Genomic DNA, 18,516 nt, shown 5'->3' on the forward strand with positions numbered 1-18,516 from the left:
TTAGGAGCCGGGCGGGTCGTCGTCGTTGCCCGGTGGTTGCGGACCGGTTACCGATGTCTCACCGAGATCGCCGTCCGGGGTGGTGTGCGAGGATCGAACGCATGGGGTCCAGTGGGCGACGAGTGGGCAGGCCGCGCGCCGAGCGGCGACCGGACAGCGGCCTCTCGCCGCGTGACGAACTCCTCGCGGCCGCCGCCGAGTTGTTCACGACGCGCGGGTACGCGGCCACGACCACCCGTGCCGTCGCCGAGCGGGCGGGTATGCGGCAGGCCTCCATGTACCACTACGTCTCCGGCAAGGAGGAGCTCCTCGCCGATCTCCTGGAGTCCACCGTCACGCCCTCGCTGGCCTTCGCCCGGCAACTCCTCGCCGAGGACATGACCCCGGCCGAGGACCGGCTGTGGGACCTGTGCCGTACGGATGTCGAGCTGCTCTGCGGCGGCCCGCACAACCTCGGCGGGCTCTATCTGCTGCCCGAGGTGCGCGCCGAACGCTTCGCAGGCTTCCATGCCGTACGGGCCGAACTGAAGGACGCCTACCGCCAGTTGATCGCCGCGACCGAGGCGGGCGGCGCGCTCGCCAAGAGCGAGCTGGACCTGCGGACGGATCTGGTCTTCGGGTTGATCGAGGGCGTCATCCTGGTCCACCGCTCCGACCCGGACCGGCCCGTCTCGGCCTTCGCCGACGCCACGGCGGACGCGGCGCTGCGCATCGCGGGCGTCTGACCGGGTATGCCTGGCGCGGGGAGCCGGGCGGGAGTCTGAGCCCGAAGCCGTGACCCAACCCTTTCCGGTGAGAGGTTTTCGTACGCCCATACGTCATGACGCAGTGTGTGCGAATGATGTCTGAGCGTGTAAATGAGACCGAGCGTACTCCCGCCGCGAGGGCGATTTCAGGTGCTCGCCGAATATGACATGGCGATGATCCGGTCGGACTAAGCTCGCCCGCGGCGCACCGAGTTGCGGTGTATTCGTGCGCTTGTTCCCCGATGTTCTGAAAATCCTGAGACCTCCCCCCTGATCCCCAGCCGATTTGTCTTAGAGGGCATACATGGTGAGTGTTCAAGCGCCTCCCGGTGGCCGTGAAGTTCCTTACGCGCGCGTGCTGTTGCTGCCGGCCATAGTGATGGCCGCGGTGACCGGGGCCGCCGTCGCCGTGGTGGCGGAACCGGCCCGGCTTGCCGTCGGCTGGTGCGGCGGCATCGCCACGCTCCTGGTGCTCGCGACCGCCGCCGAAGCCGTCCGCCGCGGCCGTGTCCTGCGCGATACGCGCGCCGAACTCGCGCGCCGGACAGCCTCCTTGGAACGCCGCCTCGCCGCCCAGGACGACGAGATCGTCCACCTCGGCAAGGAGCTGCTGCCCGCTGTGCTGTTGCAGCTGCGCTGCGGCGATTCCCCCGACCAGGTGATGCGCAAAGTCGTCGACGCGAACCCCAAGTACCGAGAACTCCCCGAATCGCAGCGCGAGTTGCTGCGCATCATGCTGCGGATCGTGGACCACGAGGACGCGCTGCGCGACTCCTCGCAGCGAGCCTTCGTCAACATCGCCCGGCGCGTCCAGGCGATCGTCCACCAGCAGAACAAGGAACTGCGCGAGATGGAGGAGGACCACGGGCGCAACCCCGAGGTCTTCGACGACCTGCTGCGCATCGACCACGGAACCGCGCTCATCGGCCGCCTCGCCGACTCCATCTCCGTACTCGGCGGCTCCCGCCCGGGCCGCCAGTGGCCCAAGCCCGTACCGCTCTACAGCGTGCTGCGTGGTGCCATGTCCCGGATCCTGGAGTACCGGCGCATCGAACTGCACTCGATCGCCCGGGTCAACGTCGACGGCCCGTCCGTCGAACCGGTCATCCACGCCGCCGCCGAACTCCTCGACAATGCCACGCGCTACTCGCCGCCGCAGACCAAGGTGCACATCACCGCCGTCGAGGTACAGACCGGCGTCGCCATCGAGATCGAGGACGCCGGCGTCAGCCTCAGCGAGGAGGCACGCCGACGGGCGGAGGGCATGCTGGAGAAGGCCCAGGCCGGCATCGACCTCAACGACCTCGGCGAGACCCCGCGGCTCGGCATGGCCGTCGTGGGCCGTCTCATGCAGATGTACAACATGCAGGTCTCGCTGCGGCAGTCGGCGTACGGCGGTGTCCGCGCCGTGCTCATCGTGCCCAGTGACATGCTCACCGAGGGAACCGCTCCCGGCCTCGCCCACGGCATCGGAGTCGGCTCCGTGCCTCAGGTGGACCTCCACGACGTCGTGCCACCGGCGCGCAAGCCCAAGAAGCGCCGTCCCACCACCGGACCCCGCGTCTCGGAATCGGCCTCCGCGATGGAGGACGACGTTCCCGTGGTCACCGAGTGGACGCCGCAGGGTCTGCCGCAGCGCCGCAGCCGGGTCAAGATCCCGTTCAGCCAGCGGGTGGCCGAGGCCCGCGCCGCCGAAGCGGAGGCGGAGGCCGCGCGCAAGGCCGGCAAGCCCGTCATCGACTGGTCCAGGTCCGCGTCACAGCCAACCCCGGACAAGGACGAACCCCCACCCGGGTTGTGGGTCGAGGCGTTCATGGCAGGCCTCAAGGGCGGAGACGAGGACCAGAACAAGACACCAGGCGTGACCAACATCCCGGCCCCTCGGGAGGCCGACGACGAGGGGGATCTCAAGTGATCCAGCACCGAGCCAACTTCGACTGGATGCTCAAGGAGCTGTGCGACGGGGTGCCCGGCACCCGGCAGATCGTCGTTCTCTCCGCCGACGGCCTGCGCATCGCCCGGTACGGAGGTGATCCCGACGCCGCCGACCGCGTCGCCGCGGCCTGCGCCGGACTCCAGAGCCTGGCGGGGGCCGTCGCCACCGAAATCCCGGGCACCGAGGGCCGGATGCGTATGGTGATCATCGAGATCCACGGCGGCTACTTCTACATGATGGCCGCGGGCCCCAACGCCTACCTCGCCGTCCTCGCGGACGAGACCGTGGACGCAGGGCTCATGAGCAACCGCATGCGTGACCTCGTCGTACGGATCGGTGCCCACCTGACGAGTCCGCCCCGGCGGAACGGGCAGGTCGTATGACTCCTCCGCAACGACGACGGCGCCTCCCCGAGGAAGCGTCCGCGAAAGTTCCCCGGCAGGCCCCCGAGGGAGTCTCCCCCCACGCATCGAGGGAAGGCGGGCCGCAGGGCGCGGAGAACCCGCCGGAGAGGCTGTTCGTCCTCACCAGCCAGGTCGAGGACGGTGATCGTGCCTGTCTCGACCTCGTGACCTTGATCGTGGCGCGCGCCGACGCGCCGCCCACCGCCCAGCCGGAACAGTCGGCCGTCCTCCGGCTGTGCAGGTCCCCCCTGTCCGTGGCCGAACTCTCGGCCTATCTCAATCTGCCGTTCAGCGTGGTGACCGTACTGCTGACCGAGCTGCTGACGGCCGAACTGGTACACGCGCGCGCCCCGATCGTCCGCTCGGAGCTGCCCGACCGTTCCCTCCTCGAAGCGGTGATGCATGGACTTCAAAAGCTCTGACACCGTCACAGGCCCTCGCGCCGAGGACCATCTTCCGCAGACGGCCCAAGCCGCTGTGAAGATCGTGATCGTCGGTGGTTTCGGGGTCGGCAAGACGACGATGGTGGGCTCCGTCAGCGAGATCAGACCGCTGACCACGGAGGAGACCATGACGCAGGCCGGCGTCGGGGTCGACGACAACTACGGCTCGGACAGCAAGACCGCCACCACCGTGGCCATGGACTTCGGCCGCATCAGCATCACCGAACAGCTGGTGCTGTACCTGTTCGGCACCCCCGGCCAGGAGCGCTTCTGGTTCCTGTGGAACGGCCTGTTCGAGGGCGCCCTGGGAGCGGTCGTGCTGATCGACACCCGCCGCCTCGAAGTCAGCTTCGACGTCATCGGCCGACTGGAGGAGCGCGGGGTGCCGTTCGTCGTCGCCGTCAACGACTTCCCGGACGCGCCCCGTTACCCCATCGAGGACCTGCGCTCCGCGCTGGACCTGCCCGAGGAGATCCCCATCATGAAGTGCGACGCGCGCCGCAGGGCCTCCAGCCGTGACGTCCTGATGACCCTCATGCGCTTCCTGCACTCGATCGCCATGGCCTCCGCGTCCGTCTGACCGTCTGACCGTCTTCCGTCTGACCGTCTTCCGTCTGACCGTCATCGGTCCCGGCCGCGGACGCACTTCCCTACTCCCGACTTCAGCTTCGGAGCACCACCGTGACGACTGAACCCCCTTCCCGAACCAGTACGGACGACCCCATGCCCGGTCCGCCGCCCGGCTGCCCCGCCCACGGAACGGGACCCGGCGGACTGCGCCGCCTGTACGGACCCGAGGCAGAGGACCTCGAAGCCCTCTACGAGAAACTCCGGGCCGAACACGGCGCCGTCGCGCCCGTGCTGATCCACCAGGACGTACCGCTGTGGGTGGTCCTCGGCCACACCGAGAACCTGCACATGCTGCGCACCCCCTCGCAGTTCACCCGCGACAGCCGCATCTGGACCGCCCTCAAGGAGGGCATGGTCGCTCCCGACCACCCCCTCATGCCCCACTTCGCCTGGCAGCCCATCTGCTCCCACGCCGAGGGGGACGAACACCTGCGGCTGCGCGGCGCGGTCACCGGCGCCATGTCGACGATCGACCACCGTGGCATCCGCCGCAGCATCAACCGCTCGACCCAGCTCCTCGTCAACCGCTTCTGCGAGGACGGCGAAGCCGACCTGGTCAGCGAGTTCGCCGACCACCTCCCCATGGCCGTGATGTGCGAGGTGCTCGGCATGCCCGAGGAGTACAACGAGCGCATGGTGCAGGCCGCCCGCGACATGATCAAGGGCACCGAGACGGCGATCGCCAGCAACGAGTACGTCATGGGCGCCCTGGTGCGGCTCACCGCCCGCCGCCGCGCCCAGCCACAGGGGGACTTCACCAGCCATCTCATCAACCACCCGGCGGGGCTCACCGACGACGAGGTGTCCCAGCACCTGCGGGTCGTGCTGATCGCCGCGTACGAGGCCACGGCCAACCTCCTCGCCAACGTACTGCGCATGGTGCTCACCGACCCGCGCTTCCGCGCCCAGCTCAACGGCGGCCAGATGACGGTGCCCGAGGCGGTCGAGCAGTCCCTGTGGGACGAGCCGCCGTTCAGCTCTGTGCTGGGCTACTTCGCCAAGCAGGAAACGGAGTTGGGCGGCCAGCGCATCCGCAAGGGCGACGGACTGCTCTTCGGGATCGCGCCGGGCAACGTCGACCCGCGCGTCCGCCCGGACCTCACGGCGAACATGCAGGGCAACCGATCCCACCTCGCCTTCGGCGGCGGACCTCATGAGTGCCCCGGCCAGGACATCGGCCGTGCCATCGCCGACACCGGCGTCGACGCGCTCCTCATGCGCCTGCCGGACGTCCAACTCGACTGCGAGGAGCACGAGTTGCGCTGGACGGCGTCCCTCGCGTCCCGGCATCTGGTGGAACTCCCGGTGAAGTTCGCGCCGAAACCGCCGCAGGACGTCAAGCAGCGGCCCCGAGCACATCCCGTTCCGGATCCGCACCAGGGTTGGGAGATCACCTCGCCCGCCCCTGCACACGCACCCGGTCAGGCCGCGCAGCCTTCGGCTCCCCAGCAGCCCGTACTCGCACCCGAGCCCGAGCCCGCACGCACGGGAACAGGCACGGACACGGCCAAGGCGACGACGCCCGGACCCGAGCGCCGACTCGGCGCCTGGCAGCGCCTTCTGCGCTGGTGGCGCGGTCGCTGACCGTCCGGGGCGCCGTCACTGCCCGACCTGGACGGACTTGTCACCGGTCCGCCCAGTCGTCGTAAGCGGACCATGCCTGGAGCGTTCGCCCGCTCACCAGCGCGTGCTCCCGCCCCGTGACCGGATCGGTGAACTCCAGTACCCGCGCCAGCAGTTGGAGAGGGCGCCGGAAGTCACCGACGGCCACGGGGCCGGTCACCACCGGGTAGAGGGGGTCGCCGAGAATGGGCACACCCAGCGCGTTCATGTGCACCCGCAGCTGGTGGGTCTGCCCGGTGCTGGGCAACAGCCGGTAGCGCGCCCGCCCGTCCCGGTGCTCGACCAGCTCGATCCGGCTCACGGCGTTCGGCTCGCCCGGTACCTCCCGGGCGGCCATGACCCCCCGCTCCTTCTCGATCCGGCTGCGCACGGTGCGCGGCAGCACCAAGGACGTCCGGTACGGGGCCACGGCCTCGTACTCCTTGCGTACGCGCCGGTCGCGGAACAGTGACTGATACGCGCCGCGCTCCTCGGGCCGAACCGTGAACATCACCAGCCCGGCCGTGAGCCGGTCGAGCCGGTGCGCGGCCCCGAGCGTGGGAATGCCCAGCTCCCGGCGCAGCCGTGCGAGAGCCGTCTGGGCGACATGGCTGCCGCGCGGCGTCGTGGCGAGGAAGTGCGGCTTGTCGACCACGACGATGTGCTCGTCGCGGTACACCACGTCGACATCGAACGGCACGGGCTCCTCGTCGGGCAGCTCCCGGTGGAACCACACGAACATCCCCGGCACGTACGCCGCGTCGGGCGCCACCGGCCGCCCGTCCGCACCGACGATCAACCCCGCGTCGAGCATCCCGTCGATCACCCCGGCCCCCGCCGCGAGCCGCTCCACCAGATGCTCCCGCACGGTCGACCAGGACCCCTGCGCCGGCAACCGCACCCGCACCGGATCCACCCCGTCGCGCTGCGGCAGGGGAGCGGGCGGAATCCGGCGCCTACGTCTCACCTGGTCAAGCGTACGAGGCCGAGGGAGCCTCCGTGATCGTCGTACGCGCCTTGTACGCCCGGTACGCGGCGCCCACGACGAGCGTCACGCCCAGGAACAGCACCGTGAACCACTGGAAATACCAGTGCCCGCCCGCCGGGTCGTACACGTCCGCGCGGGGCCAGGCGAGGTTGACCGTCATGAACAGGCCGTAGAGCAGGGCGAGCACGTTGACGGGGACGCCCCAGCGGCCGAGGGAGAAGAGCGGGCGGCCCGTCTCGTCGGTGCCGTCGGCGCTGAAGTCGCCGCGCAGGCGCTGCCACAGCAGTGGTCCGGTCACCATCGCGTACGCGAGGTACAGCATCACGATGCAGGTCGTGCCGATGGCCAGGAACGCCTCCGGCGAGGCGAAGTTGAGCAGCAGCAGAGCCGCGGCGAGGACGCCGACGACCAGGGCGGGGGCGCTCGGCATACCCGTGCGCGGGTTGACCTGCGCGAGGCGTCGGGAGAAGGGCAGCTGACCGTCGCGGGCCATGGAGAACAGCATGCGGCAGGCCGCCGTCTGGATCGCGAGGGTCGCCACGGCGATGGCCACCACCACGTCGGCCAGCAGCAGTCGGCCCACCCCGTCGCCCAGGCTGCTGGTCAGGACGTAACTCAGCCCCTCGACGCCGAGCCGGCCGTTGGTCAGGCTGGGCGCGGCGAGCAGACCGCCGAGGATGATCAGGCCGCCGAGCACCCCCGCCGAACCCAGTGCGGTGAGGATGGTGCGGGGCGCGGTGTGCCTGGGGTTGCGCGTCTCCTCGCTCATCTCGCCCGCGCTGTCGAAGCCGATCATCACGTACGCCGCCGTGAACGAACCCACCAGCAGCGCCCCGAACAGGCCCGACTGGGCGGCCGTACCGGTGTGGAAGGTGATGCCGGGGGAGCGCTCGGAGTGGGTGAGCAGGAGCACGATGATCAGGACGGCGCCGATGATCTCGGCGGTGACGCCGACCCGGTTGATCAGGGACATCACGCGGTTGTCGATGACGTTCACGAAGGTCGTCAGGACCAGCAGCAGTACGCCGAACACCGCCGCGTTGGCCGCGCCGCTCGGGGAGGTCGGCGTCGGGTCGTCGCCGATCAGCTGGAAGCCCGACCAGATCGCAGGCAGCACCATCTGCAGCGCGAGCGCCGCGGCCGCCACCACCACGATCTGCCCGATCACCATGATCCAGCCGGCGAACCAGCCGAAGGTGAGATTCGACAGCCGCGACGACCACTGGTAGATGGCGCCGGAGATCGGATAGCGCGCCGCCAGCTCCGCGAAGCACGCGGCGACCAGGAACTGCCCGATCAGTACGGCCGGCCAGGTCCAGAAGAACACCGGTCCGCCGAAGGCGTAGCCGAACGCGAAGAACTGGAAGACGGTCGTCAGGACCGAGATGAACGAGAACCCGGCGGCGAACGAGGCATAGCGGCCCAGGCTGCGGTGCAGCTCCTGGCGGTAGCCGAACTCGGCGAGCGAGCCGTCGCCGGCGGAGTCCGGGGGCTCGGGGCGGACGTCGGAGGGGGCGGTGGTGGTCACGGCGGCACCTGCCTTCGGCACAGGGAAGCGGAGTTCCTGTCGAGCGACAGAAATTAGGGAGCGGCTGTTTCGCTCCCATGACACGGCCGTGTCCGCTGCGGTCCGAAGTCCTCACGCGCTCGCGGCGAGGTCGAATCGCGATACGTCGCGTGTGTTGACGCTAGCATGGGGACGCGATATGTTCGGCTACGGATATTCGGATACGAGGGTTTCTGTGGTTGAAGTATCCGAAGCCGAGGTCTCTGAGGATGAGGTATGTGAGGTTGAGGGTGAGGTGAGGCCGTCGTGGCGACGAAGCGGCGCAAGCTCAGCAATCCGCTGGCGCTCGCGGTGATGGCGACGCTCGCGCAGAGGCCGATGCATCCGTACGAGATCGCCCAGACGCTGCGCCGCCAGGGCAAGGACACCAGCACGAAGATCAACTACGGCTCGCTCTACACGGTCGTGCAGAACCTGGAGAAGCACGGCTTCGTCGAGGTCACCGATGTGGAGCGGGCGGGCAACCGTCCCGAGCGCACCATCTACGGGCTCACCGAGGCCGGGCGCGAGGAGATGACCGAGTGGATGTCGGACCTGATGGCCGTCCCGGCACGGGAGTACCCGATCTTCGAGACCGCGCTGTCGCTGATGGGGGTGCTGCACCCCGACGAGGTGACGCGGCTGTTGACTGAGCGGCTCCAGGCGCTCGAGGTGCAGGCCGCGAGCGGCCGGGGAGCGCTGCGGAAACTCTACGAGTCGCTGCCGCGCATCTTCCTGGTGGAGACCGAGTACCAGCTGCACATGGTCGAGGCACAGGCCGAGTGGGTCCGTGGCCTCCTCGAGGAGCTCAGGGAGGGCTCCCTGCCCGGTGTGAAGGAGTGGCGGACCTTCCACGAGACGGGGGAGATGCCGCCGGAGTTCCAGGACTTGGAGGACAGCGACTTCAAGCAGTGACCCACGAGAAGTGACCCAGAGGTGAATCAGACCCCGGCAGGACTGTTGCAGCAGCCCCGCCAGGGTCTCGAACCCCGAACTGACCCCGCCGTGGGGCAGGTGCCAGGCGATCGAGGTGCGGCACACCCAGGATAGCCCGGCGCTCTTCACGCGGATCAGTCGTCGTCCGTCATGCGGATCAATCCGTCATGCGGATCAGTCGTCGTCCGTTGACGCGGACCCTTTCGTATCCGTTCAGTCAGGAGAGCAGTCGTCGTGAATACCCCTGCGCCCGCTGTCGAGGCGCGCCAACTGATCAAGACCTATCCCGGTGAAGTCACCGCGCTCAGCGGCATGGACATCACCGTCGAGCCGGGCACCGTCTTCGGGCTCCTCGGCCCCAATGGCGCGGGCAAGTCCACCACCGTCAAGATCCTCACCACTCTGGCCCGCCCCGACTCGGGCACCGCCACCGTCGCGGGCCACGACGTGCTGCGCCACCCGGACCGGGTGCGCCGCGCGATCGGCGTGGTCGCCCAGAAGTCCGGCGCCGACCCGGCGGCCACCGGCCGCGAGAACCTCCAACTCCAGGGCAGGCTCTACGGGTTGCGAGGCGCCGCCCTCAAACACCGCGTGGACGAACTGCTGGCCCGCTTCCACCTCGCGGACGCGGCAGGCCGTCAGGTCAAGGGCTACTCCGGCGGTATGCAGCGCCGGCTCGACGTGGCACTCGGGCTGGTCCACCGGCCCGAGGTCCTCTTCCTCGACGAGCCGACGACCGGCCTCGACCCCGAGGCGCGCACCGCGATGTGGGACGAGATCGCCCGGCTCGCCGGTGACGAGGGCCTGACCATCCTGCTGACCACGCACTACCTCGAAGAGGCCGACCGTCTCGCCGAGCGCATCGCCATCGTCGACCGCGGCCGTGTCGTCGTCGAAGGCACCCCGGACGCCCTCAAGGGTGAACTCCGCGGCGACGCCGTCCACGTGGAGCTGCGTGAAGCGGTCGGCGACTCCGGTCGTACGCTCCTGAAGGACTCCCTCTCCGCACTGCCCGGCGTGCACGAGGTGCTGTTCGACGGCCGCCGGATCAGTGTCCGGGCCGAGGACGGAGCAGCCGCCGTGCCCGCTCTGCTCGGCGCCCTGGAGCGGGTCGGGGTGGGCGTCGCCGCCGCCACCGTCGCCCGCCCGTCGCTCGACGACGTCTACCTGCGCTACGCGGGCCGCCGTTACGCGGAGGCCGAGGCCGCCGCGGACAGCACCGAAAACACCGAGAGCCTCGCCCTCGCCGGAGGTGCCCGATGAGTACCAACGCCCTCACCCAGACCTGGTTCATGACGCAGCGCCAGCTGATGGCGGTGCTCCGGCAGCCCGCGTACGTCGTGTTGATGCTGATCCAGCCGGCGGTCTGGCTGTTCCTGTTCGGCAACCTCTTCAAGAAGGTCGTCGAACTCGGCGGCTTCGGCACCACCACGTATCTGGACTACCTCGTGCCGGGCATCGTCGTGATGAGCGCGCTCAGCTCCAACATGTGGGCGGGCATGGGCACATTGGAGGAGATCGAGCGCGGCACACTCAACCGGTTCCTGACCACTCCGGTCAGCCGCGGCGCCCTGATGAACGCCAACGTCGTGCAGCAGGGGCTGACCACGGCCGTGCAGTCCGCGGTGATCATCCTGCTCGGGAAGCTCGGCGGCGCGGACTATCCGGGCGGCGCCGCAGGGCTGGTCGTGCTCGTCGTCGCGGCCTCGCTGCTGGGCACCGTCTTCGGCGCGCTCTCCAACGCCCTGGGCATGCTGGTGCGCGAACGAGAGTCGATCATCGGCATCAACACGTTCCTGCTGCTGCCGCTGACGTTCCTTTCCTCGGCCTTCATGGCACCGTCGCAGATGCCCGGCTGGATGCGGCACATCGCCGACTTCAACCCGCTCGACTGGGCGATGGTGGCGGGCCGTTCGGCGATGACGGCGAACCCGGACTGGAGCGACGTGCTCACTCGGGGCGGCGGGCTGCTCGCACTGGCGGTGGCGGCGGTATGGCTCTCCATCCGCACGTTCAGGTCGTACCAGCGGTCGGTCTAGGAAGGCTGTGCCGCGTCGACGTGGACGACCGCGCCCCGAGAGGGGCGCGGGGCTGTGACAGGGGCGGGGCCGTGCCATCATGCGGCTCCGCCCGCGGGCGCGACCAGCCACAAACGACCCGCGTTCCGTACCTGGGCACCGGAATTCAGGCGGAGCGGTCCTGCTCCGCCTCCACCTCTGCGTTCCACTGCCGCTTGGCCGCCTGCCAGCCGTCCTCGTTGTGGCCGAGGCGCCAGTAGCCGGAGATGGACAGGTCCTCGCGCGGGAACTGGTGCTCCACGCGCAGCAGTCGGCGCAGTTCCTTCACGAAGCCCGCCTCGCCGTGCACGAACGCGTGCACGCGGCCCTCCGGGAACTCCAGCGCCCGTACGGCCTCCACCAGTGCCTCTCCGATCGGCCGGTCGCCGCGGTGCAGCCAGACGATCTCCAGGTCTGAGGCGATCTTCTGCTCCTCTTCCGGCCCTTCGACCTCCACGAACGCGTACACCTCGGCACCATCGGGCATCGCCTCCAGCGTGGCGGCGATGGCGGGCAGGGCGCTCTCGTCCCCGGCCAGCAGATGCCAGTCGGCCTCGGGGGCGGGCGCGTACGCACCGCCGGGGCCGAGGAACCGTACGACGTCGCCCGCCTGCACCCGGGTGGCCCATGGTCCGGCCAGGCCCTCGTCGCCGTGGATGACGAAGTCGAGCGTCAGCTCGCGCAGCTCCGGGTCCCAGGCGCGCACGGTGTAGGTGCGCGTGACGGGCCACTGCTCGCGCGGGAACTCCTCGCGGATCCGCGCGACGTCGAAGGGCTCGGGATATGTCACGCCCTCGGCGCCGAAGAGCAGCTTCACATAATGGTCGGTGCTGGTGCCCGCGCTGAAGTCGGCGAGGCCTTCGCCGCCGAGGACCACCCGCTGCATATGCGGGGTGAGCCGCTCCGTGCGGACGACCCGCGCGGAATGGGGCTTCGGAGCCCTGCGTGCCGGACGCTCTGCCATGTCGGCCTCCCGAATTCACTAAGGCTTGCCTAAGTTAGCACCTCCCCCTAGTTAACACCTCAGGCTTGAAGAGTCGATGAGCACCCCCGGAGAATTCCTGGAGCAGTTCTGTAGAAGTCGATTACCAGTCTGCGGGAATCCGAAGCCCCGACCCGTCCGGGGGCGGGGAGCCCGACCCGTCGGGGGCCGGGGACTGGCGACGGGATCAGGCTCCGAGCGTCGCCAGCAGCCGCTTCAGCGAGCCGCCCAGCCCCCAGCGCACCGCGAGTGCGTCCAGGGCCGCCGGGTCGCGCGGAGCGTGCGGCAGCGCCGTGTCCACGTCCGGCAGCGGTACGTCCGCGGCCACCCGGACGACTTTGGGCGCGACGGCCACGTACGGCCGTGACTCGTCGAGTCGCTTGCGCTGCGAGGGTGTGAGCCTGGCCTTCGGGTCGTCGACCGCGGCCATGATCCCGGCCAGGTCGCCGAACTCGGCGAGCAGCTTGGCAGCCGTCTTCTCGCCGATGCCCGGCACACCGGGCAGCCCGTCGCTCGGGTCGCCGCGCAGCAGCGCCAGATCCGCGTACCCCGAACCGTCGACGCCGTACCTCTCGCGCAGCAGCGCCTCGTCCGTGAGCTGCAGCGAGCCGACACCCTTGAGCGGGTACAGCACCCGCACCTGCCGCTTGTCGTCGACCAGTTGATACAGGTCACGGTCGCCGGTGACGATGTCGACCGGGCCGGTGGCGCGGCCCGTGAACGTGCCGATCACGTCGTCCGCCTCGTACCCCTCGACCCCCACGCGCGCGATGCCCAGTGCGTCCAGGACGGTCTCGATGATCGGGACCTGGGGCGAGAGGGTGTCGGGCACCTCTTCCTCGTCCGGTCCGGTCTCGGTCTCCTCCGCGACGCGGTGCGCCTTGTAGGACGGAATCAGGTCGACCCGCCAGTGCGGCCGCCAGTCCGCGTCCATGCAGGCCACGAGGTCGTCGGGGTGGTGGTCCCGGACCAGGCGGTCGATGAACTCGAGCAGTCCGCGCACGGCGTTCACCGGCGTGCCGTCCGGGGCCTTCACCGAATCCGGGACGCCGAAATAGGCGCGGAAGTACAGCGAGGCGGTGTCGAGAAGCATGAGTCGTCGAATGGGCTGCGTCTGCTGCGTCACGCTTCGCATCATGCCGTACGTCACTGACAGTCCTCGTCCGCTGTGGACGGTCGGCTGGAGTCGACCCTTCTACAGGGCAAACGTAAACAAAATGTGAACCGGGCCACGCCCGCGTTTGTCCAGCACAAGCGGGGGCAGGCGCCGCTCCGGAGCGAGCCCGGTCGCATCTCCACTGCATCTGAACGAACAGCGACCGGATGAGCGGGCGGAACCCGCGTCGCTCTCCGGCCCGCCGGCGGGGGAGGCGGGCCGTTCTTGGTTCTACCTGAGAGGTACACGTGTCATCCAGGCTGCAGGCCGAGCACCTTTACAAGGTGTTCGGCAGACGACCCGACGAGGCGGTCGACAGACTCCGCCAGGGAGCGGACCGCGAGGAACTGCGGGCCGACGGCACCACCGCCGCGGTGATCGACGCGTCCTTCACGGTCGAACCGGGCCAGACCTTCGTCGTCATGGGGCTGTCCGGCTCCGGCAAGTCCACGCTGCTGCGCATGCTGAACGGCCTGCTGGACCCGACCGCGGGACAGGTGCTCTTCGACGGCCAGGACCTGACCGCGCTGAGCGCCCGCGAGCTGCGCGAGGTCCGCTCCAGGAAGATCAGCATGGTCTTCCAGCACTTCGCGCTCTTCCCGCACCGCAGTGTCCTGGAGAACGCCGCGTACGGCCTGGAGGTGCAGGGCGTGCCGCGCGCCGAGCGCGAGCTGCGTGCCACCGACGCGCTGGCGATGTGCGGTCTGGCCGGCTGGGAGAAGTCCTGGCCCGACGAGCTGTCGGGCGGCATGCAGCAGCGCGTGGGCCTGGCCCGGGCGCTGGCCACCGACGCCGGTCTCCTGCTGATGGACGAGTCGTTCAGCGCGCTCGACCCGCTGATCCGCCGCGACATGCAGGACCAGCTGATCGAGCTCCAGAAGAAGCTCAAGAAGACCATCGTCTTCATCACGCACGACCTCAACGAAGCCATGCGCCTGGGCGACCGCATCGCCGTCATGCGCGACGGCAGCATCGTCCAGATCGGCACCGCCGAGGACATCCTGGTCCGTCCCGCAAACGATTACGTGGCCTCCTTCACGCGGGATGTCGACCGCTCCCGGGTGCTGACCGCCGACGCCGTCATGGACAAGGACCTGCGCGGCGACGAGGCGGACTGCGGCTGCGAGACCGCCACACCCGACACCTCCTTCGTGGACCTCTGCGCCATCAGCGCCCGCGTGCCGCACGCGGTCGCGGTGCTCGACGGGAAACGACGGCTCGTCGGCGTCGTGCCACGGCAACGGCTGATCGGTTTCCTCGGTGACCAGCAGGGCGAGCCCACGCCCTGCGACGCACCGCGCGACAAGGCCGTCAAGGCGGTGAAGAGCGATGCCTAGGATTCCCTTCGGCGACTGGGTCAACGACACGGTGGACTGGCTGCTCCACCACATGGCGTGGCTCTTCGACTTCCTCAAGACCGTCTTCCTGGGCGCCTTCGACGGCATCAACGCCGTCCTGCAGGCCCCGGAGCCCCTCCTGCTCGCGGGTATCTTCGCGGTGATCGCGTTCTGGCTGCGCGGCACGGCCGCCGGCCTCCTCGCCTTCGCGGGATTCGCCTTCATCGACTCCCTCGAACTGTGGGAGGACGCGATGGTGACCCTGTCGCTCGTCCTCGTGGCGACGATCATCGCGCTCGTCATCTCCGTGCCCGTGGGCATCTGGGCGGCACGTTCGAACCGGGTGAGCAACATCGTCCGCCCGGTGCTCGACTTCATGCAGACGCTGCCCGCGATGATCTACCTCATCCCGGCGATCCTGTTCTTCGGCACCGGCGCGCCCGCGGGCATCGTCGCCACCCTGATCTTCGCGCTGGCACCCGGTGTCCGGATGACGGAACTGGGCATCCGCCAGGTCGACAAGGAACTGGTCGAGGCCGCCGACGCGTTCGGCACCACCCCGGGCAACACCCTGCTGCGCATCCAGCTGCCGCTGGCGCTGCCCACGGTCATGGCCGGGGTCAACCAGGTCATCATGCTGGGTCTGTCCATGGCCGCCATCGCGGGCATGGTCGGCACCGGCGGTCTGGGCGGCGACGTGAACGAGGCCATCGGCCAGCTGAACGTCGGCCTGGGATCCGAGGCCGGCGTCGCCATCGTCATCCTGGCGATCTACCTGGACCGCATGACCAGTTCCCTGGGCACCCAGGTCTCGCCGCTCGGCCGCCGTGCCGTCGCCAGGCTGCGTGCCGCGCAGGGCCTGAAGATCTGGTCCTACCGTCCCCGGCCCGCCGTGGCCGTGATCGGTGTGGTGGTGCTCGCACTGGTCGCGGGCGGTATGGGCATCTTCGGCGGTGCGAGTTCCTCGTCCACCGCGGCCGACGCCGAGGACGTCGGCCAGGGCAAGAAGATCTCCATCGGCTACATCCCGTGGGACGAGGGCGTCGCCTCCACCTTCCTGTGGAAGGAGGTCCTGGAGCAGCGCGGCTTCGAGGTCGAGACGAAGCAGTTCGAGGCGGGACCGCTCTACACCTCGCTCGCCCAGGGCGACATCGACTTCCAGACGGACGCCTGGCTGCCGACCACCCACGAGCAGTACTGGAAGAAGTACGGCAAGCAGCTCGACGACCTGGGTGCCTGGTACGGCCAGACGTCCCTGGAGCTGAGCGTGCCCTCCTACATGAAGGGCATCGACTCCCTGGAGGACCTCAAGGGGCAGGCCTCGAAGTTCGGCGGGAAGATCACCGGCATCGAGTCCAGCGCCGGTGAGATGAGCCTGCTCAAGAGCAAGGTCCTCAAGGAGTACGGCCTCGACAAGGAGTACAAGGTCGTCGACAGCTCCACGCCCGCCATGCTGGCCGAGCTGAAGCGCGCGTACGCCAAGAAGGAGCCCATCGTCGTCACGCTCTGGTCACCGCACTGGGCGTACAACGACTACGACCTGACGAAGCTCAAGGACCCGAAGGACGCCTGGGGCAAGGGCGACGGCGTGCACACGACGTCCCGGAAGGGCTTCGCCCAGGACAACCCGGTCGTCGGCAAGTGGCTCAAGAACTTCAAGATGACCGAGAAGCAGCTCACCAGCCTCGAGGCGGAGATCAACAAGGCCGGTGAGGGCAAGCAGCAGGACGCCGTGCGCGCCTGGCTGAAGCGGAACCCCGGCGTCGTCGACAAGCTGGCCCCGGTCAAGGGCTCCACGGGTGGCACCCCGGCCGAGGCGAAGCGTCCGCTCGACGTCGCTTGGTTCCCCTGGGACGAGGACATCGCGGTCACGTACCTTTGGAAGAACGTCCTGGAGCGGCGCGGCTACCGGCTGAACCTGAAGCAGATGGACGTCGGCCCGGTCTACACGGGCCTGGCCACCGGCGACCTCGACCTCAACTTCGACGCGTGGCTGCCCTACGCCCAGAAGAACTACTGGGACAAGCACAAGAACAACCTGAGAGACCTGGGCACCTGGTACGCGCCCACCTCACTCGAAATCGCCGTGCCCTCGTACGTGAAGGACGTCAAGTCCCTCGCGGATCTCAAGGGCAAGGCCGACACCTTCGACGGCAAGATCATCGGGATCGAGCCGGGCACCGGCGAGATGAACCTCCTCAAGACGAAGGTCCTGCCGGGCTACGGCCTGGACAAGGAGTACAAGGTCGTCGACGGCTCCACGCCCGCGATGCTGGCCGAGTTGAAGCGCGCGTACGCCAAGAAGGAGCCGATCGCCGTCGTCCTGTGGTCACCGCACTGGGCCTACAGCGAGTACGAGCTCACCAAGCTGGCGGACGACAAGAAGCTGTTCGGCGAGGGCAACACGATCCGCACCATCTCCAACAAGACGTTCCCGGACCAGTACCCCCAGCTCACCAAGTGGATCAAGAAGTTCAAGATGAGCGAGGACGAGCTGGGCAGTCTGGAGAGCGAGATCCAAAAGCGCGGACAGGGGCATGAGGAGGACGCCGTCGCCGCGTGGCTGAAGGAGCACCCGGACATGGTGGACCGGATGACTCCGCAGTAGAGCGGCAGCAGCCGGCCGAGGGGTGGGCTTCGCGCGGGAACCACGCGGTTCCGTGCGCGAGGCCCACCCCTCGCGGCGTTCCCGAGGCTCCGAGACCGGTTCGTGCGCTCGACTCCAGCGCATTACGCGACTCCACCGCATTACGCGACTCCACCGCGGTACGCAACTCACCGGCTGCGCCGTCCAGTCGTACACATACGACTCCGGACACCAAGTGTGCCGAGTTGGTCACTCTCCGTTCGGGGGGCGGTAGTCGGGCCGCCCGTGAGCTGTCGGCGCCCCGATCACCGCTCCGGATGGGCATCCACTGCCCTGGCCAGCTTGTTTCGTCCCGGGGTGGAGATGGGGCGGGGCGACGCGGGACAATCGATCTACTGGCGCGAACAGTGACGCTCCGTCGCACGGCGGTGCGGCGATGTTTACGACGATGTGACAGGCGCATGAAACGGTTTGCCGAACGTGCGTAGGGTGCAAACACAACATCGGGAGACATTGGCTCGTATGTACAAAGGGCGGACCGTCACCGGGTCACACGCACCACACCATGCACCGACGACGCACAGGAGGGAGCCGAAGCGATGGACGACAGCAAAGAAGCCCTTCGGGTGGGCGCGGCCGTCCGGCGGCGGCGCCGGGCACTGGAGCTCACCCTCGCCGTCGTCGCCGAGCGCAGCGGTCTGTCGGTCCCGTTCTTGAGCCAGGTCGAGAACGAGCGGGCCCGGCCCAGCGTGCGCTCCCTCGAACGCGTCGCCGACGCCCTCGGCACGACCCGTGTCGAACTCCTCGCCGCCGCCGACCCGGCGCGCAGCGTCGACGTCGTGCGCTCGGACGACTCCGAGTTCACCCACGAGCCCCGCGTGCGCCCCTTGGTGCGCGGTCACCACCAGTTGCAGGGCATGGAGTTCAGCGGCGACCACGACGCCGGCCGCGAATTCCAGCACCGCAACGACAAGTTGATGTACGTCGCCGACGGTGCGGTCGAGGTCGAGGCGGAGGGGCGCGCGTACCGGCTGGGGCGCGGTGACACGCTGTATATGACGGGTGGCGTGCGCCATCGGTGGCGGGCGACCGAGCCGGACACTCGCGTGCTGATCGTCGCGGTCGCGGACCACATCGAGGCGGTGGAGAGTCCGCGGCAGTGAAGA

Annotated in this window: 16 protein-coding genes; 12 read left to right on the forward strand and 4 right to left on the reverse strand. The window is 69.1% G+C overall.

What is annotated here, in order from left to right:
- Positions 1-101: 101 nt before the first annotated feature.
- The 6 genes from FE633_RS14050 (at position 102) to FE633_RS14075 (ending at position 5,743) form a co-directional block, all read left to right on the forward strand.
- A complete protein-coding gene (locus FE633_RS14050) occupies positions 102-725 on the forward strand; it encodes a TetR/AcrR family transcriptional regulator (protein WP_138045476.1) in 624 nt (207 codons plus the stop codon).
- A 325-nt stretch (positions 726-1,050) separates the two neighbouring features.
- A complete protein-coding gene (locus tag FE633_RS14055; RefSeq protein WP_138045477.1) occupies positions 1,051-2,661 on the forward strand; it encodes a sensor histidine kinase in 1,611 nt (536 codons plus the stop codon).
- Positions 2,658-3,065 (forward strand): roadblock/LC7 domain-containing protein, encoded by a 408-nt coding sequence (locus FE633_RS14060; RefSeq protein WP_119101900.1) that lies wholly within the window; start codon positions 2,658-2,660, stop codon positions 3,063-3,065. The genes FE633_RS14055 and FE633_RS14060 overlap by 4 nt, the downstream gene beginning before the upstream one ends.
- Positions 3,062-3,508 (forward strand): DUF742 domain-containing protein, encoded by a 447-nt coding sequence (locus tag FE633_RS14065; protein ID WP_138045478.1) that lies wholly within the window; start codon positions 3,062-3,064, stop codon positions 3,506-3,508. The genes FE633_RS14060 and FE633_RS14065 overlap by 4 nt, the downstream gene beginning before the upstream one ends.
- A complete protein-coding gene (locus FE633_RS14070; protein WP_138045479.1) occupies positions 3,489-4,109 on the forward strand; it encodes a GTP-binding protein in 621 nt (206 codons plus the stop codon). The genes FE633_RS14065 and FE633_RS14070 overlap by 20 nt, the downstream gene beginning before the upstream one ends.
- Before the next feature lie 101 nt (positions 4,110-4,210).
- Positions 4,211-5,743: a cytochrome P450 gene (locus FE633_RS14075; protein WP_138045480.1), complete on the forward strand. Its 1,533-nt coding sequence runs from the start codon at positions 4,211-4,213 to the stop codon at positions 5,741-5,743.
- A 40-nt stretch (positions 5,744-5,783) separates the two neighbouring features.
- On the opposite strand, the gene FE633_RS14080 is transcribed toward FE633_RS14075, so the two are convergent.
- Entirely contained in the window at positions 5,784-6,728 is a 945-nt protein-coding gene (locus tag FE633_RS14080; RefSeq protein WP_138045481.1) for an RluA family pseudouridine synthase, read from the reverse strand.
- Between the two features lie 4 nt (positions 6,729-6,732).
- Positions 6,733-8,277 (reverse strand): amino acid permease, encoded by a 1,545-nt coding sequence (locus FE633_RS14085; RefSeq protein ID WP_138045482.1) that lies wholly within the window; start codon positions 8,275-8,277, stop codon positions 6,733-6,735.
- Between the two features lie 285 nt (positions 8,278-8,562).
- Here FE633_RS14085 and FE633_RS14090 point away from each other — a divergent pair, with 285 nt between their 5' ends.
- From FE633_RS14090 to FE633_RS14100, 3 genes are all read left to right on the forward strand, one after another.
- On the forward strand, positions 8,563-9,210 hold the full coding sequence (locus FE633_RS14090) for a PadR family transcriptional regulator (protein WP_138045483.1): 648 nt from the start codon (positions 8,563-8,565) through the stop codon (positions 9,208-9,210).
- A gap of 255 nt (positions 9,211-9,465) precedes the next feature.
- Positions 9,466-10,494, forward strand: coding sequence for an ATP-binding cassette domain-containing protein (locus FE633_RS14095; protein WP_138045484.1), 1,029 nt, complete (start codon positions 9,466-9,468; stop codon positions 10,492-10,494).
- Positions 10,491-11,270 (forward strand): ABC transporter permease, encoded by a 780-nt coding sequence (locus FE633_RS14100; protein WP_138045485.1) that lies wholly within the window; start codon positions 10,491-10,493, stop codon positions 11,268-11,270. Before FE633_RS14095 ends, FE633_RS14100 begins: the two co-directional genes overlap by 4 nt.
- 145 nt (positions 11,271-11,415) lie before the next feature.
- Here the strand turns inward: FE633_RS14100 and FE633_RS14105 are convergent, their stop codons facing one another.
- Entirely contained in the window at positions 11,416-12,252 is an 837-nt protein-coding gene (locus tag FE633_RS14105; RefSeq protein WP_138045486.1) for a siderophore-interacting protein, read from the reverse strand.
- A gap of 205 nt (positions 12,253-12,457) precedes the next feature.
- Positions 12,458-13,405 (reverse strand): 5'-3' exonuclease, encoded by a 948-nt coding sequence (locus tag FE633_RS14110; RefSeq protein ID WP_138045563.1) that lies wholly within the window; start codon positions 13,403-13,405, stop codon positions 12,458-12,460.
- Positions 13,406-13,674: 269 nt separating this feature from the next.
- Between FE633_RS14110 and FE633_RS14115 the strand changes: the two genes are divergently transcribed.
- The 3 genes from FE633_RS14115 (at position 13,675) to FE633_RS14125 (ending at position 18,513) form a co-directional block, all read left to right on the forward strand.
- Positions 13,675-14,763, forward strand: coding sequence for a quaternary amine ABC transporter ATP-binding protein (locus FE633_RS14115; RefSeq protein WP_138045487.1), 1,089 nt, complete (start codon positions 13,675-13,677; stop codon positions 14,761-14,763).
- Complete coding sequence (locus FE633_RS14120; RefSeq protein ID WP_138045488.1) at positions 14,756-17,371, forward strand: ABC transporter permease/substrate binding protein; 2,616 nt, start codon at positions 14,756-14,758, stop codon at positions 17,369-17,371. Before FE633_RS14115 ends, FE633_RS14120 begins: the two co-directional genes overlap by 8 nt.
- Positions 17,372-17,949: 578 nt before the next feature.
- A complete protein-coding gene (locus FE633_RS14125; protein ID WP_138045489.1) occupies positions 17,950-18,513 on the forward strand; it encodes a helix-turn-helix domain-containing protein in 564 nt (187 codons plus the stop codon).
- The last annotated feature ends 3 nt before the right edge of the window (positions 18,514-18,516 follow it).

Origin of the sequence: Streptomyces montanus, from assembly GCF_005786655.1 — a bacterium.
Classification (GTDB): Bacteria; Actinomycetota; Actinomycetes; order Streptomycetales; family Streptomycetaceae; genus Streptomyces; species Streptomyces sporangiiformans.

Bases quoted from the DNA above. Each gene is read 5' to 3' on its own strand.
- FE633_RS14050 (WP_138045476.1), top strand. From the start codon at position 102: ATGGGGTCCAGTGGGCGACGAGTGGGCAGGCCGCGCGCCGAGCGGCGA.
- FE633_RS14055 (WP_138045477.1), top strand. From the start codon at position 1,051: ATGGTGAGTGTTCAAGCGCCTCCCGGTGGCCGTGAAGTTCCTTACGCG.
- FE633_RS14065 (WP_138045478.1), top strand. From the start codon at position 3,062: ATGACTCCTCCGCAACGACGACGGCGCCTCCCCGAGGAAGCGTCCGCG.
- FE633_RS14070 (WP_138045479.1), top strand. From the start codon at position 3,489: ATGGACTTCAAAAGCTCTGACACCGTCACAGGCCCTCGCGCCGAGGAC.
- FE633_RS14100 (WP_138045485.1), top strand. From the start codon at position 10,491: ATGAGTACCAACGCCCTCACCCAGACCTGGTTCATGACGCAGCGCCAG.
- FE633_RS14105 (WP_138045486.1), bottom strand. From the start codon at position 12,252: ATGGCAGAGCGTCCGGCACGCAGGGCTCCGAAGCCCCATTCCGCGCGG.
- FE633_RS14110 (WP_138045563.1), bottom strand. From the start codon at position 13,405: ATGCGAAGCGTGACGCAGCAGACGCAGCCCATTCGACGACTCATGCTT.
- FE633_RS14120 (WP_138045488.1), top strand. From the start codon at position 14,756: ATGCCTAGGATTCCCTTCGGCGACTGGGTCAACGACACGGTGGACTGG.
- FE633_RS14125 (WP_138045489.1), top strand. From the start codon at position 17,950: ATGGACGACAGCAAAGAAGCCCTTCGGGTGGGCGCGGCCGTCCGGCGG.